This is a genomic window from Noviherbaspirillum malthae, assembly GCF_015352985.1.
GTDB lineage: Bacteria > Pseudomonadota > Gammaproteobacteria > Burkholderiales > Burkholderiaceae_D > Noviherbaspirillum > Noviherbaspirillum malthae.
Genome location: NZ_JACYXF010000001.1, coordinates 337,727 through 361,463, shown reverse-complemented (window position 1 = coordinate 361,463; position 23,737 = coordinate 337,727). Strand labels below are relative to the sequence as shown.

The 23,737-nt window shown below is 64.1% G+C and carries 17 protein-coding genes; 11 read left to right on the top strand and 6 right to left on the bottom strand.

The features are described from left to right. The 3 genes from IGW03_RS01720 (at position 1) to IGW03_RS01710 (ending at position 2,526) form a co-directional block, all read left to right on the top strand. Positions 1-651, top strand: coding sequence for a protein-L-isoaspartate O-methyltransferase family protein (locus tag IGW03_RS01720; RefSeq protein ID WP_194720769.1), 651 nt, complete (start codon positions 1-3; stop codon positions 649-651). Positions 652-688: 37 nt separating this feature from the next. Further along, positions 689-1,012 carry a rhodanese-like domain-containing protein gene (locus IGW03_RS01715; protein ID WP_194720768.1) on the top strand — a complete coding sequence of 108 codons (324 nt, stop codon included), beginning with the start codon at positions 689-691 and terminating at the stop codon, positions 1,010-1,012. Positions 1,013-1,206: 194 nt separating this feature from the next. Further along, positions 1,207-2,526 carry a TolC family outer membrane protein gene (locus IGW03_RS01710; RefSeq protein ID WP_194720767.1) on the top strand — a complete coding sequence of 440 codons (1,320 nt, stop codon included), beginning with the start codon at positions 1,207-1,209 and terminating at the stop codon, positions 2,524-2,526. Positions 2,527-2,716: 190 nt separating this feature from the next. Here the strand turns inward: IGW03_RS01710 and bcsB (IGW03_RS01705) are convergent, their stop codons facing one another. Beyond that, the gene (gene bcsB, locus IGW03_RS01705) at positions 2,717-5,014 is read right to left on the bottom strand and encodes a cellulose biosynthesis cyclic di-GMP-binding regulatory protein BcsB (RefSeq protein ID WP_194720766.1); all 2,298 of its coding nucleotides are present in this window, start codon (positions 5,012-5,014) and stop codon (positions 2,717-2,719) included. Positions 5,015-5,087: 73 nt separating this feature from the next. After that, positions 5,088-5,525: a surface-adhesin E family protein gene (locus tag IGW03_RS01700; RefSeq protein WP_194720765.1), complete on the bottom strand. Its 438-nt coding sequence runs from the start codon at positions 5,523-5,525 to the stop codon at positions 5,088-5,090. A gap of 168 nt (positions 5,526-5,693) precedes the next feature. Between IGW03_RS01700 and galU the strand changes: the two genes are divergently transcribed. After that, positions 5,694-6,557, top strand: a complete 864-nt coding sequence (gene galU, locus IGW03_RS01695; RefSeq protein ID WP_194720764.1) for a UTP--glucose-1-phosphate uridylyltransferase GalU — start codon at positions 5,694-5,696, stop codon at positions 6,555-6,557. A 23-nt stretch (positions 6,558-6,580) separates the two neighbouring features. On the opposite strand, the gene bcsG is transcribed toward galU, so the two are convergent. The 3 genes from bcsG to bcsE are packed head-to-tail and all read right to left on the bottom strand — an operon-like array spanning position 6,581 to position 10,103. Next, positions 6,581-8,236, bottom strand: a complete 1,656-nt coding sequence (gene bcsG / locus IGW03_RS01690) for a cellulose biosynthesis protein BcsG (RefSeq protein ID WP_194720763.1) — start codon at positions 8,234-8,236, stop codon at positions 6,581-6,583. After that, positions 8,233-8,412, bottom strand: a complete 180-nt coding sequence (locus IGW03_RS01685; RefSeq protein WP_194720762.1) for a hypothetical protein — start codon at positions 8,410-8,412, stop codon at positions 8,233-8,235. Before IGW03_RS01685 ends, bcsG begins: the two co-directional genes overlap by 4 nt. Beyond that, positions 8,409-10,103 carry a cellulose biosynthesis protein BcsE gene (gene bcsE, locus IGW03_RS01680; RefSeq protein WP_228534895.1) on the bottom strand — a complete coding sequence of 565 codons (1,695 nt, stop codon included), beginning with the start codon at positions 10,101-10,103 and terminating at the stop codon, positions 8,409-8,411. Before bcsE ends, IGW03_RS01685 begins: the two co-directional genes overlap by 4 nt. Before the next feature lie 217 nt (positions 10,104-10,320). Between bcsE and bcsR the strand changes: the two genes are divergently transcribed. Genes bcsR through IGW03_RS01645 form a run of 7 tightly spaced genes read left to right on the top strand, consistent with a single transcriptional unit; the run spans position 10,321 to position 22,047 of the window. After that, complete coding sequence (gene bcsR, locus IGW03_RS01675) at positions 10,321-10,548, top strand: BcsR/BcsP family cellulose biosynthesis protein (RefSeq protein ID WP_194720760.1); 228 nt, start codon at positions 10,321-10,323, stop codon at positions 10,546-10,548. 2 nt (positions 10,549-10,550) lie between these two features. Then, positions 10,551-11,315, top strand: a complete 765-nt coding sequence (gene bcsQ / locus IGW03_RS01670) for a cellulose biosynthesis protein BcsQ (protein ID WP_194720759.1) — start codon at positions 10,551-10,553, stop codon at positions 11,313-11,315. After that, the gene (gene bcsA / locus IGW03_RS01665) at positions 11,315-13,999 is read left to right on the top strand and encodes a UDP-forming cellulose synthase catalytic subunit (protein WP_194720758.1); all 2,685 of its coding nucleotides are present in this window, start codon (positions 11,315-11,317) and stop codon (positions 13,997-13,999) included. Before bcsQ ends, bcsA begins: the two co-directional genes overlap by 1 nt. After that, positions 13,996-16,386 carry a cellulose biosynthesis cyclic di-GMP-binding regulatory protein BcsB gene (gene bcsB / locus IGW03_RS01660; RefSeq protein WP_194720757.1) on the top strand — a complete coding sequence of 797 codons (2,391 nt, stop codon included), beginning with the start codon at positions 13,996-13,998 and terminating at the stop codon, positions 16,384-16,386. The genes bcsA and bcsB (IGW03_RS01660) overlap by 4 nt, the downstream gene beginning before the upstream one ends. Then, positions 16,383-17,555, top strand: a complete 1,173-nt coding sequence (gene bcsZ, locus IGW03_RS01655; protein ID WP_194720756.1) for a cellulose synthase complex periplasmic endoglucanase BcsZ — start codon at positions 16,383-16,385, stop codon at positions 17,553-17,555. Before bcsB (IGW03_RS01660) ends, bcsZ begins: the two co-directional genes overlap by 4 nt. Beyond that, positions 17,540-21,646 carry a cellulose synthase subunit BcsC-related outer membrane protein gene (locus IGW03_RS01650; RefSeq protein WP_194720755.1) on the top strand — a complete coding sequence of 1,369 codons (4,107 nt, stop codon included), beginning with the start codon at positions 17,540-17,542 and terminating at the stop codon, positions 21,644-21,646. Before bcsZ ends, IGW03_RS01650 begins: the two co-directional genes overlap by 16 nt. A gap of 2 nt (positions 21,647-21,648) precedes the next feature. Next, positions 21,649-22,047, top strand: a complete 399-nt coding sequence (locus tag IGW03_RS01645; RefSeq protein ID WP_194720754.1) for a hypothetical protein — start codon at positions 21,649-21,651, stop codon at positions 22,045-22,047. Between the two features lie 23 nt (positions 22,048-22,070). On the opposite strand, the gene IGW03_RS01640 is transcribed toward IGW03_RS01645, so the two are convergent. Then, positions 22,071-23,372 carry a protein kinase domain-containing protein gene (locus tag IGW03_RS01640; protein ID WP_194720753.1) on the bottom strand — a complete coding sequence of 434 codons (1,302 nt, stop codon included), beginning with the start codon at positions 23,370-23,372 and terminating at the stop codon, positions 22,071-22,073. Positions 23,373-23,737: the final 365 nt, after the last annotated feature.

The window sequence follows — 23,737 nt, the reverse complement described above, 5'->3', positions numbered from 1 at the left end:
ATGAACATCGAAAAAGCCCGTTTCAACATGATCGAACAGCAAATCCGCCCGTGGGATGTGCTGTCCCTGGACGTCCTCGACATGCTGGTGGTGGTCAAGCGCGAAGAATTCGTGCCCGACGCCTACAAGAGCCTGGCCTTCGTCGATACCGACATCCCGCTGCCGGGCGGCGAATCCATGTTCGCGCCGAAGGTCGAAGCGCGCATCATGGAAGAACTGGCCGTCAAGAAGCATGAGAGCGTGCTGGAAATCGGCGCCGGCTCCGGCTACATGGCAGCGCTGCTGGCCCACAAGGCGCGCCACGTGACCACGGTGGAAATCAATCCCGAGCTCAAGGCCATGGCGGAAAAGAACCTGTCCGCCTATGGCGTGGCCAATGTGGAAGTGGTCCAGGGCAACGGCGCCCAGGGCTGGGGCGACGCGCAGTACGATGTAATCGTGATTTCCGGCTCGCTGCCGGTGCTGCCGGAAAAATTCCTGCAGCAGCTCAAGGTGGGCGGCCGCCTGTTCTCCATCGTCGGCGTTCCCCCGGTCATGAGCGCGCAGGTCACCACGCGCAAGTCCGACAGCGCCTATGACACCGTCAAGGTCTTCGAGACCGATGTCAAGCCGCTGCGCGAAGCCGTGCTGCCGCCGGCCTTTACCTTCTGAAGCATCCGGAGCATCCGGAACAACCGAGACCAATGCCATGCAAACACTGACCGCTCCCGAACTGGCCGCCTGGCTTGCGGATCCCTCCCGCGAAAAACCGGTGCTGCTCGACGTGCGCGAACCCTGGGAATTCCAGACCTGCCGCATCGAGGGCTCGGTGCCGATCCCGATGAATTCGATTCCGGCCCGCATGCAGGAACTCGACGACGAAACGCCCATCGTCTGCATCTGCCATCATGGCGCGCGCAGCATGTCGGTGGCCGCCTTCCTCGAGCGCAACGGGTTTTCGCAAGTGATCAACCTGACCGGCGGCGTTCATGCCTGGGCGCTGCAGGTCGACAGTTCCATGCCTACCTACTAGAGCGCTTTCGGCTTGACTATACTGTCGGTCCTGGGCGATTTGCCAGCGGCACAGCGTTGTGGCTCCTTGCCATGGCCCCGCCATGTCGCGTCGCCACGCCTCGTTCCGCTGGCAAATCACCTCAGCCTCGCCAAGTCCAGTCAAACCGAAAGCACTCTAATAACAATTTCACTGACTCCCCGGGAGAACCTGTAATGCGGAAGACCGTACTCGCCACCCTGATTGCCGGCAGCTTCTTGTCGCTCAATGCGCATGCCATCGATCTGCTGCAGGTGTACCGGGAAGCACTGGCGAACGACGCCGTGTATGCCAGCGCGCGCTCCACGCTGACGGCTGGCCAGGAACGCGAGATACAGGGCCGCGCCGGACTGCTGCCGCAGATCGGCGTCGGCGGCAGCGTCAACCGCACCAATGCCGATGTCAGCGCCGCCGGCATTGAAGTCGGAAGGAATTTCACCTCCCGCGGCTATTCGGTCACGCTGTCGCAGCCGCTGTTCCGCGTGGCCAACTGGGAGCAGTACCAGCAGGGCAAGCTGTCGGTCGCCGCCAGCGAGGCGACCTTCGCCCAGGCGCAGCAGGACCTGATCGTGCGCGTCGCGCAGGCCTATTTCGATGTGCTGGCCTCGCAGGATGCGCTGGCCTCGGTGCAGGCCCAGAAGACCGCGATTACCGAACAGCTGGCATCGGCCAAGCGCAATTTCGAGGTCGGCACTTCCACCATCACCGATACCCATGAAGCGCAGGCGCGCTACGACCTTGTGATCGCTCAGGAATTCGCGGGTATCAACGATCTCGAGATCAAGCGCAGCGCGCTGCAGCAGATCATCGGCAAGCCGAGCGGCGAACTGGCTACGCTGCGTCCCGGCGTGCAGATCGGCGCGCCGGAACCGGCCAATCTCGACAGCTGGGTGCAAAGCGCCGAGCAGCAGAACTTCGGCGTAGTCGGCCAGCAGCTGGCGCTGGAAATCGCGCGCCGCCAGATCAAGCTCAACCGCGCCGGCCACTATCCGACCGTCGACCTGGTCGCCAGCCGCAGCCACAGCAACCAGACAGGCAGCCTCACCTCCCCCACCGGCGCCTCCTCGGACAGCAATGCGATCGGCGTGCAATGGAACATCCCGATCTTCTCCGGCTTCGCCGTGGACAGCCGGGTGCGCGAGGCGATCGCGCTGGAAGAGCGCACCCGCTCCGACCTGGAAAATGCCCGCCGCGCCGCCGCGCAGGGCGCGCGCCAGGCTTTCCTCGGCGTCAATTCCGGGCTGGCCCAGGTGCGCGCGCTGGAAGCCGCGGAAGTCTCGAGCCAATCGGCGCTGGAATCCAACCGCCTCGGTTACCAGGTGGGCGTGCGCATCAACATCGACGTGCTCAATGCGCAGCAGCAGCTGTATTCGACACGCCGCGATCTGGCGCGTGCGCGTTACGATGCAATCGTCAACAGCCTGCGCCTGAAATCGACGGCCGGCATTCTCAAGGAAGACGATCTGGTGCAGGTGAACGGCCTGCTGCAGCGCTGACGTCCTGGCAGGCTGACGGCAAAGTCCTGTCAATCCGCGGCAATTCACCGACAGCCGCGCGCGGCCTGCGGAACAGCGCGCAGCCGCTGTCGCCGCCGGGGCTTGTGAGCGCGATGCGGCCCGCCGAAGTCGCGCCCTCGAATGAAACGCGCGGCGTGCGCTTATGCCAATCCCAGGGCACGGATTGGCATTACTCTCCCGTCTCCCGCAGGCGCCGCGCCGCCACTGCCCGCAGCGTACGCCACAGCGCGAAGGCAAACACCAGAACCGCGATGACCGACATGATCGCCAGCAGCACCGGCTGGTCCGACAGCGGGAACCAGATCGCGGTCCAGACCGGCAGCTTGCCGACCGCGTAGGTCTTGCCGGCGAAAAGGCTTTCGACCACGCCGCCATGCATCAGCACCACGCTGCCGTGCAGGGTCTTGACGATCTGTTCATTCTCCAGCGTGTCCAGTGCCTGCGCGATGTCGCCCGTTTCCGCCGATGTCACCGCGACGACGCTGCGGCCGGCCGTATAAGGCGATTCGAATCCGAGCATCGCGGCCAGCGGGCCGTCGCCCCGCAGATGCTTCTGGTTTGCCGCCGCACTCCTGTCCTTGACCGCATTGTCGATCAGCCCGGAAAACCAGCTCAGCGTATTTTCGGAGCGAAGCACTTTCTGCTGCGGCCCGGAGATGACCGCGGGCACGCGGCTGCGCCATTTGCCGAGAAACGCCTGCTGCCGCTCGGCGCCGATCACCAGCAGGTCACGGTTGGCGAACTGCGCCTCATCCTTCGGCCCGGTCACCTGCACATGGGTCGCCGGATGTCCGGTGGACTCACCCATGCGGCCCATCAGGGAAAGCATCACTTCAATGTCCGAGGCCGATACGGCTTCCGGCATCACGACCACTGTCTCCGACAGGTCCGCATACTTGGTGAACGGATAACCCGCCGTCGAGAAATAGCCGAGGTGCGGCATTTCCGCATAATGCGGATAGCCGGAGAAATCGATCCTGGAATCGGAATCGATCATCGCGCGGATGTTTTCGATCTGCGTATCACGGCAGTTGCCGGCGCTGTGATAGCTGAAATTGAACGCGTACTGCAGTTCATTGCGGCTGCCCAGCTTGAATGCAGGAATCAGCAGTTCGCGGCTGTCGCCAAGCAGGCCGGCATCGAGCAGCGGAAGAATGACGCGCGCGGATTCGCCGCCTTGGCCCGAGGAGCGCAGGTTGACCGATTGCACCAGTTCGCCGTTGATGCTCATGCCGAGCATCGAATCGATGGTGCGCACAGGCGGCGTATAGCGAAACTTCAGGTCCACCGGCACGCCGCGGCTGCGCCAGGTGAACAGATCGGGGGGAATGCGCAGGCTGACCTTCACCGGCTCCGGCACATGGCCGTAGACCTGCAGCTGCTGCGGCGATTCGATCAGCTCGCCGAACTTCATCGGCCGGTCGACGCGTACCCAGTTGGGCGCGTCGTAGGGCTTGCGCCGCGCGGCGATCGTGCTGTCGCGGATATCGGCGCGCTTGCCGGACAGCGCGGCATTGCCCAGCACCAGCGAACGCGCCGCCACTGCCAGATCCCTGGCATCGGCGCCGGTAATGACGAGCAGCTTGGAGATGCCGTCGGCGGGATTGGTCATGACGCGCAGCGACGGGCCGGAAAATGGCGGCTCTGCGGCGAGGAACGCCGGACGTTCGTCGTTGGTCGCGAACACGACGGCATGCCCCGCTGGCAAGGCATCGAGATGCGCCGGAAAGCGCGAGTTGCGCCATCCGGCCAGCTTGCCGAACCAGGATGCGGTGATGCCGGCCGCCTTCAGCGTCGCATAGGAAGGCTTCGCGGCGAACACGTACGGCAACCTGAAGCGCACCAGTTCCTGCTTGTCGAAGAAGGGCTCGGGAAGCAGCGCGAGGTCGTCTTCGATTTGCACGCGCCGCACCGTCAGCTCGACTTCGCTGCCCTTGGCGATGTCGGTCCACAGGTTGCTGTGCAGCGGGTCTTCGCATTCATTCGTGTAATGGCCGACGAACTCCAGCGTCAGGTTGTTGTAGTGGCGCAGCAGGGCCGGATCGAGTTCGAATTCCTTGCTGGTCTGCTTGCCGGCGGTCTGCCGGCTCATCTGCACGATGCCGATCACTTCCTGGTTGAGCAGTACGCGGATGTGCGACTGTTCCGGAATCAGCGCCGGCGAAAAGGTATTCCTGATCCTGAAGACCGCCTTGACCGGCTTCTCATCCGCACGCAGCCCGAAACCGATCGCAGGCGGACCGTCGGTAGGCACCAGACGCATCTGCGGCCGTCCGTCGAGCGCGGGAAAGCTGAAGCTGCGCTTGCTGACCGGCAGCGGCGCGGCGCTGGCTGCGGCAGGTGCGGCCGATGCTGAATTTGCTGCATTTGCCGAACCTGCGGAAGGCGCGGCAAATGTCATCGCCGGCGATGCGCCAAGCAGGCCAAGCAGGGACAGCAATGTGCCAAGGAGTCGAAGGGAGCTCATCTCATTACGTTGATGGAGAAAACGGCAGGCCGGCCCGGGCGCCTGCCGCAGCGCATGGAAAAATTTGCACGGCTCAACACAGATCCTTGAAAACGGACAGGAATTCCGACTCCGGCACTGCCTCCTTGTACACGCTCTTGTCCTTGGTGCTCGGGTCCAGTTCCACCAGGCGCAGATCGCCGACGCCGTAGCGGTTCAGGGAACGCGCGTGGACGAATTCGCCCTCACCCATCGGCTCGGCCATGTACATCGACTGCTGCCATTCGAGCGTGCGGTCCTTGCAGGAAAACATGAACATGCGCCGCTCCGAACGCCAGCCGCCGCGCTGCCTGCCCTTGAACGACAGCATGGTCCAGGCCTTCACATAACCCGGCGGCCTTTCAATGCTGGCGGAGTCGATGAAGATTTCCGCGCGTGCATCTTCACCGAGGCGTATCCAGTTGCTCCTTGCCTCGCTCACCGCTGCCGCGGACAGCAGCAGCATGGCTGCGCAAATATGTGTTTTTCCCATTTTACAAACCTGTTGCAGAACCGCCGTGGACCGGTAGATGCACCGCAAAAGCCTACACAGGCTATTTCAATAGTGTTAAATTCAATCGCAATTTACGCCGCCGCCCCCGCTCCTGCCGGCATGTTCATTCGCTTTTTCAATCGCCAAGCAGCCTAGCACACAACTTCCATGCAGAAAATTCGAAAAGCCGTTTTCCCGGTCGCGGGCCTTGGAACCCGATTCCTTCCTGCGACAAAAGCCAATCCGAAGGAAATGCTGCCCATCGTCGACAAGCCTCTCATCCAGTTCGCCGTCGAGGAAGCCATCCGCTCGGGCATCACCGACATGGTCTTCATCACGGGCCGCAGCAAGCGGGCGATCGAAGACCATTTCGATACGGCCTACGAACTCGAAGCCGAACTCACCGCACGCAACAACGACAAGCTGCTCGCACTGGTGCGCGACATGCTGCCGCCGGAGATACGCTGCGTCTACATCCGCCAGTCTCGCGCGCTCGGCCTGGGTCACGCGGTCCTGTGCGCCAAGAACGTGATCGGCGACGAGCCTTTCGCCGTCGTGCTCGCCGACGACCTGATCGACAGCGACAAGCCCGTGCTCGGTCAGCTGATGAATGTGGCCGCAGAACACAACGCCTCCGTGCTCGGCGTGCAGAACGTGCCGCGCCACGAGACCGGAAGCTACGGCATCGTGCGCGGCCATACGCTGTCGGAACGCATCGAGCGGGTCGAGCACATCGTCGAGAAACCGCATCCCGACGCCGCACCTTCGACGCTCGCCGTCGTCGGCCGCTATGTGCTGTCGCCCCGCATCTTCCATCACCTTGAGCGGATCGGGCGCGGCAGCGGCAACGAGATCCAGCTGACCGACGGCATCGCCTCGCTGATCGCCGAAGAAGCCGTCGTCGCCTGCCGCTACGAGGGCACGCGCTACGACTGCGGCTCCAAGCTGGGCTATCTCCAGGCCACCGTCGACCTCGGCCGCAAGCATCTCGAAGTGGGCGCGGAATTCAGCCGCTGGCTCGACAACCAGTAATTCTTCTGTCCGGCGCGCTCGGATCAGCGCGTCGGGTTCACATACTCCTTCCAGCCGTCACTGCCCTGCTTGAGGTAGAAGCGGTTGTCCCGTCCCACCATCACCATGCCTTCATTCTCCGCCACGTAGTCGGTGGCGGAAATGCCTTCGGTATAGTCGGCCGGCGAGAATCCCGGCTCGCCGTACGGCGGCTTGTCGATCAGCTGGGCGATCAGTTGCGACAGGCCCACATAGCTGGTCGGCTCAGCGATCTGCGCGCTGCCGCCGCTGCGCGAGACATCCGGCCCGATGACCTTGACGCCGACCGGCACGGTGGTCACGAGCGGCGTCGGAATCTCGCGCAGGCCGGCGATCTGGAACTTGTCGCCACGCAGCGCGGCACCATGCTCCGGCACCACGACCACTACCGCGCGGCGGCCGCTCTTGCCGATCTGATCCATGAAGCCATTGATATCGTTGAGCAGCTTTTCCACGCGCGGCTTGTAGCTGTCGTGGCTGCTCAGCTTCGCATCGGGGCCCGACACGATCCTGTTGCCGTCGTGAAGGCTGATGGTGTTGTAGAACAGCGCAACCCGCGCATCGCCGGCTTTCTGGCGGTTTTCGAACCAGCGCGACAGCACGCCGAAATCGTCATAGATCGGCGAGTTGTCGAAGCCGCGCTGGGGAATCGACACGCCGTTCAATGGCATCAGCGGCGCCGACACGCCCTGCTTGCGGATCTCGGTCAGGAAGTCGTCGAAATGGCCGTCGTGATTGAACGCGATATTGGTCTCGAAGCCGGCCTGCTTCAGGCTCGGCATCAGGTAGCAGCTGTCAGCCGCCGGCGCATACAGCGCCTTGTGCGGGGTCTGTCCGCAGGTCGCGCGGTTGATGCGGATCGCCGCCGGACCGCTGTAGGAGGCGGCGGAGTTAAACTTGCGGAACATGAAATCGAAATTGTTCCAGATGGGATGCTTGTCCAGTCCGATCGACTGCAGATCGTCCCAGGACAGCGAGCACACATGCAGGAAGATGATGTCGAACGGCGCGCCGTGGTCGGCCTTGGCAAAGCGCACATTGCGCTGCGCCTCATTGGCATAGAACTCCTGCACCGCGGCATCGAGATTGGCCGTATCCGTGCCGGCGGCTTTTCTGGCCAGCTCTTCGCGGCCGGACGGCGCGGCGGCGATGCTCGCCTGCTCGTTCTTCGAGGCCGATACCGCCAGCGCCAGCAAGGCGACCATGACCGCAACGCCGGTACGCAGGTAGCGCGACGCGATGCGGTAACCCACCCAGCCGATGACCAGCATCGCCACCACCGGCCAGCTGATGAAGCGGCCCGTCAGCTCGACCAGGTAGCCGAAGCTGAAGTTCGACAGCAGCGTCGCCTGCGACAGCGCGCGTTCGATCGGCGGCAGCCAGGAGTCGTAGTACAGCAGCGCCAAGGCCAGCGGCACGGCCACCGCATTGCGCGCCAGGCGCCAGGTGCGGGAACGCACCGGCATCAGCAGGAATGCGGCGAAGGCGATGTTTTCCAGCGGATGGAATCCGATCAGCTCGCGCCAGTACAAGAGAATCTTGGCCAGAAAGTAGAAGCTCCATGCGCCCAAGCGGATGGACGGCTGCGCGGCAGTTTCAGGCGCCGGCGAAGATTGCGCCGGCGCCTCCTGCGCAGCCGGTTTCATGTCGTCGAGTTTCATTGCGCGTCCCGGCGAAGCGTGTCCGCAGCATCCTTGCGGTGATCGTATCTGTTCAGCATGACCGGCTTGTAGGTTTTCCGCCGATAGAACTCCCTGAGCCTTGCGAGCGGGCCGGGCAGGCGGTAGCCGATTGCGATGCCGGCGGCGAGGATGAGGAATGCGACAGTGAAGGTCATGAGCTTGATACCGATACGTCAGTCAGGGTGGGCGTGCCGCGCAGGGGCAGCGGACGCCGCACCGCGGGCGGCGGAGCCGAATAGCGAACCGTTGCCGGCCCCTTCTGCTCGACTGCCGCGACGGGGGCTTCGGTGCGCTCGGGACGGACGGTGGATTCCGCAACGCCGGCGAGTTCGGCCGTTAGGTCCGGGAAATTGCCTGTCCTGCGGCGGTCTTCGAATTCCTGTATTCCCTCTTCGATGCCGCGCGCGGTCAGGTAGCGCTCCTCGGTGGAAAACAGTTCGCTGACCGGAAGGCCGAACAGGCGGTCGAGCGTCTTGTCGATATCCGATTCGCGGCAGGCATACAGGAAGACGTAGACATTGGCCTCGTCGGATGTGCAAAGGTCGCCGTCGCGCTTGATCGTGCAGTAGCGCAGCGCATCGAAAGGCTGCAGGCCGTAGGCCAGCGGCAGCCGCACCATGGCGTTCTGCACGTTGAGCACGCGGCTGCGCTCCAGGATGGTCTGCACCGAGCGGGTGAAATCCTGGGGTGCGAGATAGCCCTGCTCCTGCTCGGGCATGGCATCGGCCAGCGCCTTGTCGTAGCTTGCGGGCAGGTTGTGAGGAAACACTTGGCCCTGCACCATGGAGGTCAGGCTGAGAAAGCGCACATAGCTGATTTCGGCGGGCACGATCAGGTTCGCGCCGAGTCGCACTGCAAGGGTTTCCTGGCTGTAGCGCAGACGCGAATTGACTTCGCGGATGACGATCTTCAGGCGCGCGCCGCACTGCTTGCGCAGATCGAACACGCAGCGTGCAATCAGGTTGAAGTTGGTGGACGGCGTGAAGGAAAGCACCACGGTCGCGGCTACCGCGCCGGAGGCCAGTGCCGGCATGGCCTCCAGATCGTCCTCGACGATCCGCCAATCGGCAGGAACGGTTTCCTTCGGCAGGAATACGGTTTTCACCGCGATGATCTGGGTTTCGTCCACGGCGGGATCCGCCGCCTGCTGGTCCGACTCGACTTCTTCATAGACTTCCAGCAGACCATCGGCTCCGCAGCGCAGCGGGAATGTCTTGTTGGAAACGAGACCGCCGGGATTGAACCAATGGAAAATTTCCCACGAAGCGACGCCATAGCGGCTCTTCAATCGCGCCATGCCCGCGAATGCCTGCGACAGGCGCACGATGGCGTCCAGCGACTCGCCGGCGTTGTGTCCGCTTTGGCGAAACACCAGCACCAGAATGTTGTTCTGCTCTTCCGCCCAGTCGCGCAGCTCGCGCAATAGTGAAATGTCCAGGTCGGCGAAAACGACATCGGCGCCATCGACGATGATCAGCTGCCGCTTCGAACGCTTCCAGTGTCGAAGGTCATCCACAAAGCGTCGCAGCCTTGCCTTGCCCGACAGCTTTTCCAGGCCGTCGCCAGTTTCCAGCACCGCCAGCTTGCGGTTCTCGAAAAAGGGCAGGATCAGGTCTTCCAGTGCACTCCCTGCCAATGTCTTTTCCGGAGCGGAAACGGACACCACACAAGCTGCATTGCCGTTGCCGCAATGTTCGGCAATCGTGCCCCAAATAAGCGCGGCAGAAAGGCGATTATCTTCTTCTGCAACCGCATAAATATTCCCTGAAAGCAATTGTGTTGCCGGTGATAAATCTTTCACCTGCAATTTGCAATCGAATGAGGGAACATTGTTGTCGGAAGTCATGAATTTGATTCAATTCTGAAACATATTTACCGTTACCATTTGTAACGGCACGGAAATGAATTTACCATATGCATGGGAGGAACGTGTCGGATTTCCCCTAACCAACTTTGGTTCCGTGTCTAGCCTAAAAAATGCCGGAAGGAACGTTTATCAAAGTCCCCTCTCTAATGGGACGCCAATTGCTCTAATGCAATACTCTTGATAGTGGACCGGACCTATGGCGCAACACGCCCCTAAACAACAGACACCATACGTAGCGGGAAACGACGTCACCAGTCTTTTCTCGCATTTCGGCGATTACTCCAAACGGGCCACCTATCATGAAGTCGTCCGGCAGGATGCCGCCATCAATGCTGCATGCCGCTGGCCCTTGCTGGCCGAGATCGAAGGCATCGGCGCCGATCCAGCCATCGCCACGATCCCTGCCGCCGCCACGGCGAAATAACAATGAAGGTGGTTGCCGTACTCAGCGCAATCGGCGGTGCGGGCGCGACGACGATCGCCGCGCATCTGGCCACGGCGCTCCACCTGCAGAAGCGCCAGACGCTGGCCTTCGATTTCTGCACCGAGAACCTGCTGCGCCTGCACTTCGGCATGTCGTGGAATGACAACGGAGGATTCGCCGCCGATCTGCTGCAGGGACGCGACTGGCACAAGTCGGCCTACCGCAGCGCCACCGGCGTCGATTTCGTGCCGTTCGGACAACTGACGAGCGAGGAGTCGCTGGACAGGCTGACCGGATGGCTGAAGGAACATCCGGGCTGGTTCAGGAACCAGCTCTCCGCCATCCAGGCGCCGCATGACACCATCACCATCTGCGACTGCCCCCGCATGCCTGCCGCCCTGCGCGAACAGGTTCTGACTGCGGCCGACCTGATCCTGCTGGTCTGCAGTCCCGATACCGTTTCCTACGCTTCGGCAACGCGCATCGCGGCCGAAGTAAGAATGGCGCACGGCCCCTCGACCATGATCGTGCTCAACGGATTCGATTCTTCGCGCAGGCTTGACCGCGACATCTCCGTGCTGCTGCGCACCCAGCACAAGGCCGCCTTGTCCCCGGTGGTCGTGCACCGCGACGAATCGCTGCGCGAGGCGCTGGCCTGCAAGCAGACGGTGTTCGACTTCGCGCCGTCCAGCCAGGCCGCCTATGACTTTTCGGCATTGGCTACCTGGACCCTGGCACGCCTGGGACAAGAAGAGGTGCATGCCTGATGTCCTCCGTGTTATCCGATTCATCCGATTCACCCGCTGCATCTGCTGCATCTGCTGCATCTGCTGCATCACCAGCAGATGCCGGCGTTTCCGCCCTGCTGCGCTCTCCGTTCGAACGGCTCCTGCTCGCGGCTGGCATCGATCCGCAACAGCCGTGGCAAACCGTGCTGCTGTGCCTGGTATTCCGCGACGGTCCGCTGACGCAGGCCGGCACCTGGCGCGGACTGTTCGCCACCTGCTTTCCGCATGTCGATTTCCGCCGCCTGCGCGCGGCCGACATGATCCGCATTCCGCTGCAGCTGGCGTGGCTCCTCGTCGTCAGGATCAAGCCGCTGCCGGCGTCCCGTTCATGGAAGAGCCGCTTCGAGTCAACCCTGGACCGGCTTCTGGCGCTTGTCGTGGCAGCCATGCCGACTTCGCTGCGCAGTGCCGCGTCGCGCCTGAGCCAGCGCGTCAACCGCGCCTCGTCCGACGTCAATGCGATGGAAGCGAAGGCCGAGGAATTCGCGCAGCACGGCATCTGGGACCATCCGACCGTGCGCTACGTCGCCTATGCCTGCGCCGCGACGCTGGCCCTGCTCTGCATCACCACCCCTTTCAGCACGCTGGCGCAGCTGATCTTCGTGACCCTGCTGTGGATCATCGCGATGCTGATCCGCCGCATTCCCGGGCCGGTGGCCACGCTGCTGCTGATTGTTCTTTCCGTCACAGCATCCACCCGCTATTTGTGGTGGCGCGTGGCCTTCACGCTCAACTGGGACGAGACCTTCGATTTCTTCTGGGGCGTATTGCTGCTGTTTGCCGAAATCTATACCTGGGTGATCCTGGTGCTGGGCTATGTGCAGACCTCCTGGCCGCTGCGCCGCGGTCCCACCCCGCTGCCCGAGAACGACCGCGTGTGGCCCACGGTCGATGTCTTCATTCCGACCTATAACGAACCGCTGAAGGTCGTGATGCCGACGGTGTATGCCGCGCTCGGCATCGACTGGCCGCGCGACAAGATCAACATCTACCTGCTCGACGACGGCAGGCGCGACGAATTCAGGCGCTTCGCGGCAGAAGCCGGCATCGGCTACATCATCCGCCCCAACAACTTCCATGCGAAGGCGGGCAACCTCAATCACGCGCTGACCAAGACCAATGGCGAATACATCGCCATCTTCGACTGCGACCACATCCCGACCCGCTCCTTCCTGCAGGCGACCATGGGCTGGTTCGTGCGCGACCCGAAGCTGGCGCTGCTGCAGACGCCGCACCACTTCTTCTCGCCCGATCCCTTCGAGCGCAACCTCGGCCTGTTCCGCAGCATGCCCAACGAAGGCGAGCTGTTCTACGGCGTGATCCAGGACGGCAACGATTTGTGGAACGCGACCTTCTTCTGCGGCTCCTGCGCGGTCATCAAGCGCGGTCCGCTGGAGCAGGTCGGCGGCATCGCGGTGGAGACCGTGACGGAAGACGCGCATACCGCGCTCAAGCTGCAGCGCCTGGGCTACCGCTCGGCCTACATCAACCTGCCGCAGGCGGCTGGCCTGGCGACGGAAAGCCTGTCGGCCCACATCGGCCAGCGCATCCGCTGGGCGCGCGGCATGGCGCAGATCTTCCGGCTCGACAATCCCTTCCTGGGCAAGGGCCTGAACTGGGCGCAGCGCATCTGCTACGGCAATGCGATGCTGCACTTCCTCAACGGCGGACCCCGCCTGATCTTCCTGACCGCGCCGCTGGCCTTCCTGCTGTTCCACGCCTACGTCATTTATACTCCGGCGATTTCCGTCATCCTCTACGTGCTGCCGCATATGGTGCATGCCAATATCACGAACTCGCGCATCCAGGGCAGCCACCGCCATTCCTTCTGGGCGGAAGTGTACGAGACGGTACTGGCCTGGTACATCGTGCGCCCGACCACGGTAGCGCTGCTCGATCCGCACAAGGGCAAGTTCAACGTCACCGCCAAGGGCGGCCTGGTGGAAAAGAATTATTTCGACTGGACCATCTCCCTGCCCTACCTGGTCATCGTCGGCCTGAATCTCCTGGGTTTCATCGTCGGCATCGGCCGCATCATCTTCGGGCCCGCCGACGAGATTCCGACCACCCTGCTGAACCTGTTCTGGACCGGCTACAACGTGCTGCTGCTGGGCGCGGCGATTTCGGTCGCCTCGGAAACCAAGCAGGTGCGCCGCTCGCATCGCGTCAACATGCGCCTGCCGGCCGTGCTGCACCTGCCCGGAGGCCAGCTGGTGCGCTGCGAAACCGAGGACTTCTCCGAGGGCGGCGCCGCGCTGCAGATGGAACAGGTGCCGGAGCTGCCGGCCGAAGAACTGGTCATGGTTGCGCTGTGGCGCGGCGACGAGGAATTCACCTTCCCCGCGCGCGTCGTGGGCCATTCCAGCACGCGGCTGCGGCTGCGCTGGGAGCTGACCACCACCGAACAGCAGATGACACTGGTGCAATGCACCTTCGCCCGCGCCGACGCCTGGGTCTCCTGGGCCGAAGGCCGCCACCGCGACAAGCCCCTGCTGGGCCTGCGCAAGGTGCTGACGACCGGCGTCGAAGGCTACCGCCGGGTGGCCGAGCATGCACTTCCTTCCACGATGCCCCTGGCACGAAAAACGACTTCCGCGCTGAACTGGATCGCAAGCCTGCTGCCGCGTCCGCCGCGCCCCGTCAAGAACAGCACACATCCATGAAGAACACTTCCTGTCCGATGGCGCAGCCGCACGGCCATCCACCATCCCGCCCGCGCGGCGAAAACGGCGAGCCTCTCATGTCCCGGGTGCCTTTTGCCCGCAAGATGATCGCGTTCTCGCTGGCGACCGCGCTGCTGCCTTCCGTCGGCAACGTCGGCGCGGCCCCTGCAAAGCCTGCCGACGACGGCGTGCCTGCGGCGGCACCGGCCGACGCGCCGCTGCCGGTGATCGATCCCGCCAGCCTGCCGGTCGATGTGCGCAAGGTGACGCTGGGCAAGCTGACCAACACCAATGTATTCAAGCTGCGCACCACCGAAGGCCGGGCCGTGATCAATTTCGGCCTGCGCGCCGACGAGCTGGTGACCAAGGCGACGCTGCGCCTGCGCTACAGCTATTCGCCGGCCCTGATCGCCAGCCAGTCGCACCTGAAGGTGGTGCTCAACGACGAAGTGATCAAGACCCTGCCGATCACCAAGGAAGACGCGGGCAAGCCGCTGGTGCAGGATGTCGAGCTCGATCCCCGCTTCATCACTTCCAGCAACAACCTGACCCTGGTCTTCGTCGGCCATTACGCCAACGAGTGCGAAGACCCGCTGCATACCAGCCTGTGGGCCGATGTCAGCGGCAGCAGCGAACTGCAGCTGACGGTGCGCCCGGTGGTGCTCAAGAGCGACCTGGCGACCCTGCCCGAACCTTTCTTCGACGGCCGCGACAATGCGCGCCTGCGCCTGTCCTATGTCTTCGCCGCGAAGCCGTCTTACGAGACGCTGCGCGCGGCCGGCATCACCTCGTCCTGGTTCGGCAAGCTGGCCAGGTGGCGCGGCGCGCGCTTTCCTGCCCATCTCGACACGGCGCCCAAGGGACATGCGGTCGTCTTCGCCACCAACACCGAGCGCCCGGGCTTCCTGAGCAGGCTGGAACCCTTCACCGCCCCCGGCATCAGCGTGATCACCAATCCCGGCGACGGCTTTTCCAAGCTGCTGCTCATCAGCGGCCGCGACGGCAACGATCTCAAGACGGCCGCCACCTCGCTGGTGCTCGGCAATGCCGCAGTGTCCGGCACCCATGTCGCAGTCAAGCAGTCGCGCGAGGAAGCGCCGCGCAAGGCCTACGACGCGCCCAACTGGGTCCGCCTCGACCGGCCCATGAAATTCGGCGAGCTGATCGAATACCAGCAGCAGCTGCAGGTGTTCGGCCATGTGCCCGATCCCATCCGCATCGACCTGCGCATGCCGCCCGACCTGTTCACCTGGAAGAGCCGCGGCATTCCGGTCGACCTGAAGTACCGCTACACCCCGCCGATCCGCGCCAGCGAATCGCGCATGAGCATGGGCATCAATGAAGAACTGGTGCAGGCGGTCAACCTGCGCTCGGCCGGCCAGAACGACGGCTTCATCCGCGTGCCGCTGCCGCTGCTCGACGGCGGCATGCTGGGCGAGCAGAAGGACATGCTGATTCCGCCGTTCAAGCTGGGCAGCCGCAACCAGCTGCAGTATGCGTTCTCCTTCACCTATCACAAGGAAGGCGCCTGCCGCGATACCCAGGTCGAGAACGTGCGAGCCATGGTCGACTCCGATTCGACGATCGATTTCTCGGGCTTCCCGCATTATGCGGAGATGCCCAACCTCGGTTACTTCTCGACGGCCGGCTTCCCGTTCACCAAGTACGCCGACCTCGCGCAGACCGCGGTCGTAATGCCGGAAAACGCCGGCGCCCAGGATATCGAGGTCATGCTCACGCTGCTGGGCCGCATGGGCGAGTCCACAGGCTATCCGGCGACCCGCCTTACCGTAACCGGCCCGAAGGACGAAGGCGCGCTCAAGGACAAGGACCTGCTGCTGATCGGCACCGCGCCCGGCCAGGGCCTGCTCGCCAAGTGGGGCGAAAAACTGCCTGCCATCATTTCCGGTCCGAACCGCCGCATCAGCCAGCCTGAGCGTTCGGTCAACTTCCTCTATGACTGGCTCGGCTTCGGCACCAGGCCCAACCCCGATGTCGCCACCCAGGAGCATATCCAGGGCGACGGACCGCTGGCCGCGCTGCTCGGTTTCGAGTCGCCGCTGTCATCCGGCCGCAGCGTGGTGGCCGTGACCGCCGTGGAATCGCGGGACCTGACGCGCGTGCTGGACGTGCTCGAAAACGACGGCATCGCCAGATCCATGCACGGCAGCGCGACCTTCGTGCGCGGCGACAAGGCCGAAAGCGTGCTGGCCGGCGACACCTATACCATCGGCACCCTGCCGTTCTGGACCGTCATCTGGTATCCGATCACCCAGCGGCCGATCCTGATGATGGCGCTGATGCTGGCGGCTCTGGTGGCCTCCGTATTCGGATTCTGGAAACTGCTCAAGCTGCTGACCACCCGCCGCCCGAAAGGTGAGGAATGATGAAGCGACATGCCCTGAAAGCACTGCGCCGCGCTGGGCTAGCCCTGGCCCTGGCTGCCGGTTCGCTGGCGGCACCGGTGGCCATGGCGGCAGCTTCGGCACCGGCAAGCTGCGACAACTGGCCGGAATGGACCGCATTCAAGAGCCGCTACGTCAATGAGGGCGGGCGCGTGGTCGACACCTCTACCGCGGAAAGCCAGACCACCTCGGAGGGACAGTCCTACGGCCTGTTCTTCGCGCTGGTGGCCAATGACCGCGAGGGCTTCGCGCGCATCCTGCGCTGGACCGAGGACAACCTCGCCGGCGGCGATCTCACCGCGCGCCTGCCCGCCTGGCAATGGGGCAAGAAGCCCGACGGCAGCTGGGGCGTGATGGACGACAATGCCGCATCGGATTCCGACCTGTGGATCGCCTATGCGCTGGCCGAAGCCGGCCGCCTGTGGAAGGTGCAGAAATACACCGCGCTGGCGCAGCTGCTGGCCGACCGCATCGTGCGCGAGGAAACCGCAGACATCGCCGGCCTCGGCCGCACGCTGCTGCCGGGACCGCGCGGCTTCCAGCCGCAGCCCGGCGTGTACCGTCTCAATCCCAGCTACGTGCCGATTCCGGTGATGCGCAGGCTGGCCGGGCTCTATCCGAAGCCCGAATGGAAGCAGCTGGTCACCACGTCCGTCGACACCATCGTGCGCTCGTCGCCGCGCGGCTTCGCGCCCGACTGGGTTCTGGTCAGGGCCAACGGCGGCTTCCTGCCCGATGCCGACACCAAGGCGGTCGGCAGCTACAACGCCATCCGCGTCTATCTCTGGGCCGGCGTAATGGCCGAGGACGATCCGGTGCGGCCGGTGCTGCTCAAGGCGCTGGCGCCCGCCGCGCAGCATGTGGTCAAGACGGGCACGCCGCCGCTGGAGGTCAATACCCGCGACGGCATCGTCAGCGGCGCCGGCCCCGCCGGCTTCTCCGCCGCGATGCTGCCCTTCCTCGCCGCCTCGCGCCTGCCGGATGCAGCCAGGCAGCAGCGCCTGCGGGTCGATGCCAAGGCGCCGCTGGAGCGCAAGGACAACTACTACGAACAGGTGCTGACCCTGTTCGGCCTCGGTGCCATGGACGGCCGCTATCGCTTCAGCCGCGACGGCTCCCTGACCGCACGCTGGACATGCAGCGCAAACTGATTTCCCTGGCCATCGGCATCGGCCTGGGCGCCTGCGCAAAAGGCGCGCTGGCGGCGGATGTCGACTCGTCCGCCCCCACGGAGCCGCGCCTCGCGCTCAAGCTGTCCCATACCCTGACCACGCAGCCGCGGCGCCAGCGTGCACCGGCGCCGCGCCGCGCGCCGCTGGCGCTGCGCATCGAGGATACGATCGCAAGACTGCCTCCCTCCGCACCGGTGGCGCAGCTGATCCGCACGTCGGCATCCACCCCGATGGAAGATCCCGCCCATGCCGCCCTGCTCAGCCAGGCTCGGCTGTGGGAATCGCGCAACCGCGACGACCTGGCCATCGAAACGCTGAACAAGCTGCTGCGCAGCGCGCCCGACCATCCGGTCGGACTGGCGCGCCTGGCCTACATCTACCTGCGCGTCGGCCAGAAGGACAAGGCCAGGCAGTATCTGGAACAGCTGCGCCGGACCCATCCCGATCATCTCGAGCTGCTGCGCCTGGAAAACCTGATGCGCCTCGAGGAAGGCGACAAGGACCGCCTGCGCCAGGCGCGCATGCTGGCCAAGACCGGGCGCCCGGAAGAGGCGCTCAAGATCCTGCGCCAGCTCTACCCGGGAGGGCCGCCCACCGGCGACCTGACGCTGGAGTACTGGCTGATCATCGGCGACACCACCGGCGGCTGGGAGCGCGCGCTGATCGGCCTGACCCGGCTGGTGGGCGAATACCCGGAAAACTACCGTTACCGGCTGGCGCTGGCCGAACACATCACGGTGCGCAGGCCGGCCGATCCGGCGGCATTGAAAACCATCCGCGAACTCGCCGAGCTGCCGCAGTATGAAAAGCAGGCGCGCGCGGCCTGGCGCCGCGCCATGCTGCGCCTCGGACCGGTGCCCGCAAGCGTCGGGCTGATCGAACAGTACCTGGCGCGGGAAAAGGTGGAAGACTCGGCCGTCAAGGAACATCTCGACAAGCTCAAGATGGCCATCGAAGAACAGCGCCGCCTGATGGCAGACCCCTATTACCGTGCCGGCCTCGACGGCCTGGCGATGCTGGAAAGCGGCAGGCTGGAGCCGGCCGAGGACAAGCTGAGCCAGTCCATCGCCGGACGGCCCAGGGACCCGAACGTGCTCGGCGCGCTGGGCACGATCCGCATGCGCCAGGGCCACCATGCCGAGGCCCAGGCGTATTTCCTGGAAGCGCAGCGGCAGGATCCCGGCAGCGACCGCTGGAAGACCATGGTGCGCGTGGCGCGCTACTGGGGACTGATGCGGGAAGCCTCGGATGCCGCCGATGCCGAGGAATTCGGCCTGGCGGAATTCAAGTACAGGGAAGCGCGCACGCTCGACACGCGCGAGCCCGCCGCCATCGTCGGCCTCGGCCGCACCTATGCGGCGCAGGGGCGCGCGGCCGATTCCGAAAAAGCCTTCCGCGAAGCGCTGGTGCTGGAACCGGCGAACGCGAATGCGCTTCAAGGTCTGGTTACGCTCTACCTGCGTACCGGCCGCGAGCAGGATGCGGAAATGCTGCTGTCGAGGCTGAGCGGCGCGCAGAAGAAGGAGTTCGCCGAGACCGTTGCCGCGGTCCGCGCCACGCTGTTCAAGGAAAAGGCGCAGTCCCTGCTGGACGCAGGCAGGAGCGACGAAGCGCTGGCGATGCTGGAGCGTGCTGCCGAATTCGACCGCGCCGACCCCTGGCTGCGCTTCGACATGGCGCGCATGTATGCGGCCCGCGGCGAAGCGGACAAGGGCAATGCGCTGTTCACCGAACTCGTGCAGCGCCAGCCTCAGGATGCCGCCGCCCACTATGCGTATGCGCTGTTCCTGTCCAACCAGGAAAGGGACGTGGTGGCGCTGAGCACGCTGGAACGGATCGCCGCCCAGAACCGCAATGAAAACATGACTAGCCTGCAGCGCCGGCTGTGGGTGCGCGTGGCGATCCAGCGGTCGCTGGAACTGGCGAAGAACGGCCGCGGCGTCGCCGCGCGTACGCTCATCGACGATGCCGCCCGCGCAGTCGGCGACGACAGCGAGCTGCTGCTCGACCTGGCCGATGCCCGCATCGACGCCGGCGACATGCTCGGCGCCAAGGCTGCGCTGGGCAGCCTGGCGGCCATGGAAGCGCCCTCCGTCGACTGGAGCCTGCGGCATGCGCGCCTCACTGCCAGCGCCGGCGCCGACGATGCAGTGCCGCCCCTGCTCGACCGCCTCGCCGGCAAGGCATTGACTCCCGAGCAGACGGCTGCGATGACCGACATCCGCACCACGCTGGCGCTGCGCCGCGCGGAAGACCTGCGGCGCGGCAACCGGCTGGACGAGGCCCTCGCCCTGCTGGCGCCGCTGCGCACTGAGCAGCCCGCAAGCGAGCGCCTGCTGTCGACCGAGGCGCGGTTCCTGCGCAATGCGGGCCGGTCCGATGCGGCCGAGCGCAATTACCGGGAACTGCTGCGGCTGCGTCCGGACAACCGCGATGCCGAGATCGCCCTGATCGAAATGCTGGTGGAAACCCGCCAGCCAACTCATACAGCGGAAGCAAGGCAGCGCACCGACCTGCAATTGGCCAGCCTGGAAGGTGCGACGCCTGATCAGGTGGCCGATCTGGTCGGCATCCTGATCGAACTGAAGGACTGGGAACGCGCGCGCATGCTGGTCGAGTCGGCGTTGAGCAGCACACCCGACAATCCGCGCTCGCTCTCCTATGCCTCCGAACTCTCGCAGCGCGAAGGCAGGATCGACGATGCGCTCGATTACCTGCGCCGCTCCTATGCCAGCGAAATGTCGCAGCGCGAAGCCGCCGGCGCGCCGGTGCTGTCGAGCCTGCGGCAGACGCCGATGCCCGACGGCTCGACGCCGCCCGCGCTGGACATCGTGCCGGCGCCGGCCGAGTCGCTCGGCACCGAAGCCGCCGCCGCAAGCGGCTACCGCCGCATGGCCGAACTGCTCGACCAGAAAACCACCTGGCTGTCGGGCGCCGTCGACAAGCGCACCCGCAGCGGCTCGGCCGGCACCTCGCAATACGACGCCACCGAGATCCCGCTGGAGCTGAAGCAGGCCACCGGGCCCGGCGGACGCTGGACCTATCGCGCCGACCTCGTCCGGCTCAATGCCGGCGGCCTCGACCTGTCCGATACCGGCTCGGCCGAAACCTTCGGCGCCGCCCTGTTCTGCCAGCCCGGCGCATCCGACTGCGGCACCGGCATCCGCGCCCAGCGCGCCAGCGGCGTGGCCCTGAATGCGGCACTGGAAAGAAACGGCACCCGCTACGACATCGGCACCACGCCGCTCGGCTTTCCGGTGCAGAACGTCGTCGGCGGCATCCTGACCAAGGGCGACCTGGGTCCGTTCGGTCTCTCGGTCGATGTCTCGCGCCGCCCGCTGACCGGCAGCGTGCTGTCGTACGCCGGCACCCGCGACCCGTACACCAAACAGACCTGGGGCGGCGTGCTGGCCACCGGCGTGCGCTTCGGCCTGAGCCTCGATGAGGGCGGACGCTTCGGCGGCTGGTCCTCGCTCGGCCTGCACCGGCTGACCGGCAGGAACGTCAAGGACAACAACCGGATGCAGCTGATGGCCGGCGGCCAGTGGCGCGTCATCAATGAAGACGACCGCCTGCTGCAGTTCGGCATTACCGGGATGTATTGGCGCATGTCGGAAAACGCCGGCGAATACACGCTGGGCCACGGCGGCTACTACAGCCCCGGCATGTACAAGTCGCTGTCCTTCCCGGTGACCTTCGGGCAGCGTTACTCGCGCTTCTCGTATGCGATCCGCGGCTCGATTTCGGCATCGCGCTCCAATACCAAGGATGCGCCGTATTTCCCGACCGATTCACTGCTGCAGTCGCAGGCCGAAAGCCTTGCCGGGGCCAACGGCGTGACGCCCTTCTATACCGGCGGACGCGGACGAGGCGTCGGCCGCTCGCTGGCGCTGTCGTGGGAATACCAGGCCGATCCGCGCATGTTCCTCGGCGGCCGCATCGAGCTCGACCGCTCGCCCGACTATTCGCCCAACCGTTTCGTCTTTTACTTGCGCTATGCGCTCGACGGCAGCTCCGCCAAGCCGGTGTCCTTCCTGCCCGAACCCATCAGCCCGACTTCGCAATACTGATCATGCGTTCCTTCCTGCTTTCACTCGGCCTCCTCTTCGCCTGCGCTTCGAATGCGGTCCACGCAGCCGACACCGCCGCGCCGGCGATGCGCTACGACCATTTCAATCCGGTGGTGCTCAACGAATTCGCCTTGCAAAAAGTCCGCGACGGCGATGTTCGTTCCGCGCTGATCCTGCTGGAGCGCGCGAACCTGCTCGCGCCGCACGATGCGCGCATCCGGCGCAATCTCGACATGCTGCGTGCGCAGCGGGACGAGAAGCCATTTTTGGATACCGCGGCGGTCGATACTTCCCTAGCGCAGGAGAAGTCTGAATCCGATGCCCCGGCCACGCTGGCGAAACAAGATTCCAGCATGGAGCAATTGCCTGTCGCGCCGATATGGAGGAAGCCAGGCCAGTGATCGGTCCCGGCCGATGGCATTCGTCAGGTTTCCTCTCCGCGTTCGCGCCTGCGCTCACCGTCGATCATCTCGATCAGTTGGCCTTCCGGATACGTTGTTTCATTGAAGTACTCACGCTCAAGAATCCGACTCAGATCGGGACGATTGGAAGGATCGTCTGCCATCAGCGCTTGCGCAATATCGGCCAGCGGCGATACAGCCGGCTCCTGCAGGCATTGTGCAAATAACTGCAACGTGAAGCCCAGCGCATATTTGTCAAAATCAACGTTGTTGGCGTTCCCCCGCCGCTGGTGGTCATAGGCTTCGGGAGGCCAGATTTCACGCGTGCCGACGGGGACACGAACTTTTTCCTCGCTGGTTGCCAAGCCGAAGTCCGAGACGACGACATGCCCGCGTTTTGACATCAGCAGGTTTGCCGGCTTGAAGTCGCGATGCTTGACTCCCGCCGCGTGCATGCTGCTTAGCGCCTCGATCATCTGTTGCGCAAGGCTGCGCACAATGATGCTCTTCTGCTCATTCGTCAGATCGGTACGTCTCCTTAATTCATTCAATACCTTGTCAAGGCCTCCCCGTATCTGAAGGTCCATGAAAAGATAATCAAGTTCGCGAATCCTTGCGAAGTCGCGAAGCTCGGAGAAGCCGGGCTCACTCCCAAGGCGGGTCAGTATGTTGTATTCGTGTTCGATAGAATCGTTCCGAATCCGGTCGCCGTTCGCATTACGCAGCTTGGGAATCTTGGCAGCGACAAGTTTTGCACCGTCTTTGGCAAGGTGCTCGAAGATGCGCACTTCGCCGAAATCTCCTTGGCCCAGTTTTTTTCCAACATTCGCCCGCACCTGCTGCTCACGCTGGACACGTTGCCGCAATTTCTTTTTATTGTCAGTCACCTCACGAAAGAACTCATTATTTTCCGAACGAATGATGTCGGCAGCAAGGTCAGTGCCCTTGCATAGGAATATCGCTCCACGCGCTTCACTGTGATAGGACGGCGACGTTGTCTTGCGATCGATATAGGCATGCGCTTTCGTTCGCAGGCGTTCGGGGACAGTGAACGATGCGTCGGGATTATCAATGCGATTGCGAAGTTCGCCTGCAGCGTGATGGACTGCTTGTACCGCCGATTCGGACGAGACCATTCCTTGCCATTGACGGCTAATCCATGCTTGTTTGAGCTCATTCTTGACGGCACGCCAGTCCTTGCTTTCGAGCATATGCAACCGGGACATGCGGCCCCGCACATAGGTCGGCGGAGAGGGAAGATTGTTGAAGAGCCGCAGCCGTGCCGAGTCCGATTCCTGAATGCGGCGACTGCGTTCTTCAGCCAATGACGGCGTCAATTCCTGCACAGGAACTGCCGAAGCGGCGATTGACGCTGTTCAGCTGGATGCGAGGCGATGCCGCCTGATGAAGGGCTGGTGACGTTGCCAAGGCGGAAAGCGGTCAAGGTCGATAATTTGGAAAACATGGTGACAATTGAAGTGCCATCGTAATGTCGAATGGGAAAACCCGGGCTTTCAACACTTGAAAGTCGGTATCATGGGTAGCACCACACGACGCGGAGTTCCATTAGCGCTTATGAAAATGCCGCCGATGAAACGCTGTGCCGTGCAGCCGCACTCATTGAAGTTCCGGACATCCATCCTCGGAAAGGTGTTCGAGCAACTCCTCAAGCGGCACCTGTCTTCCGCCT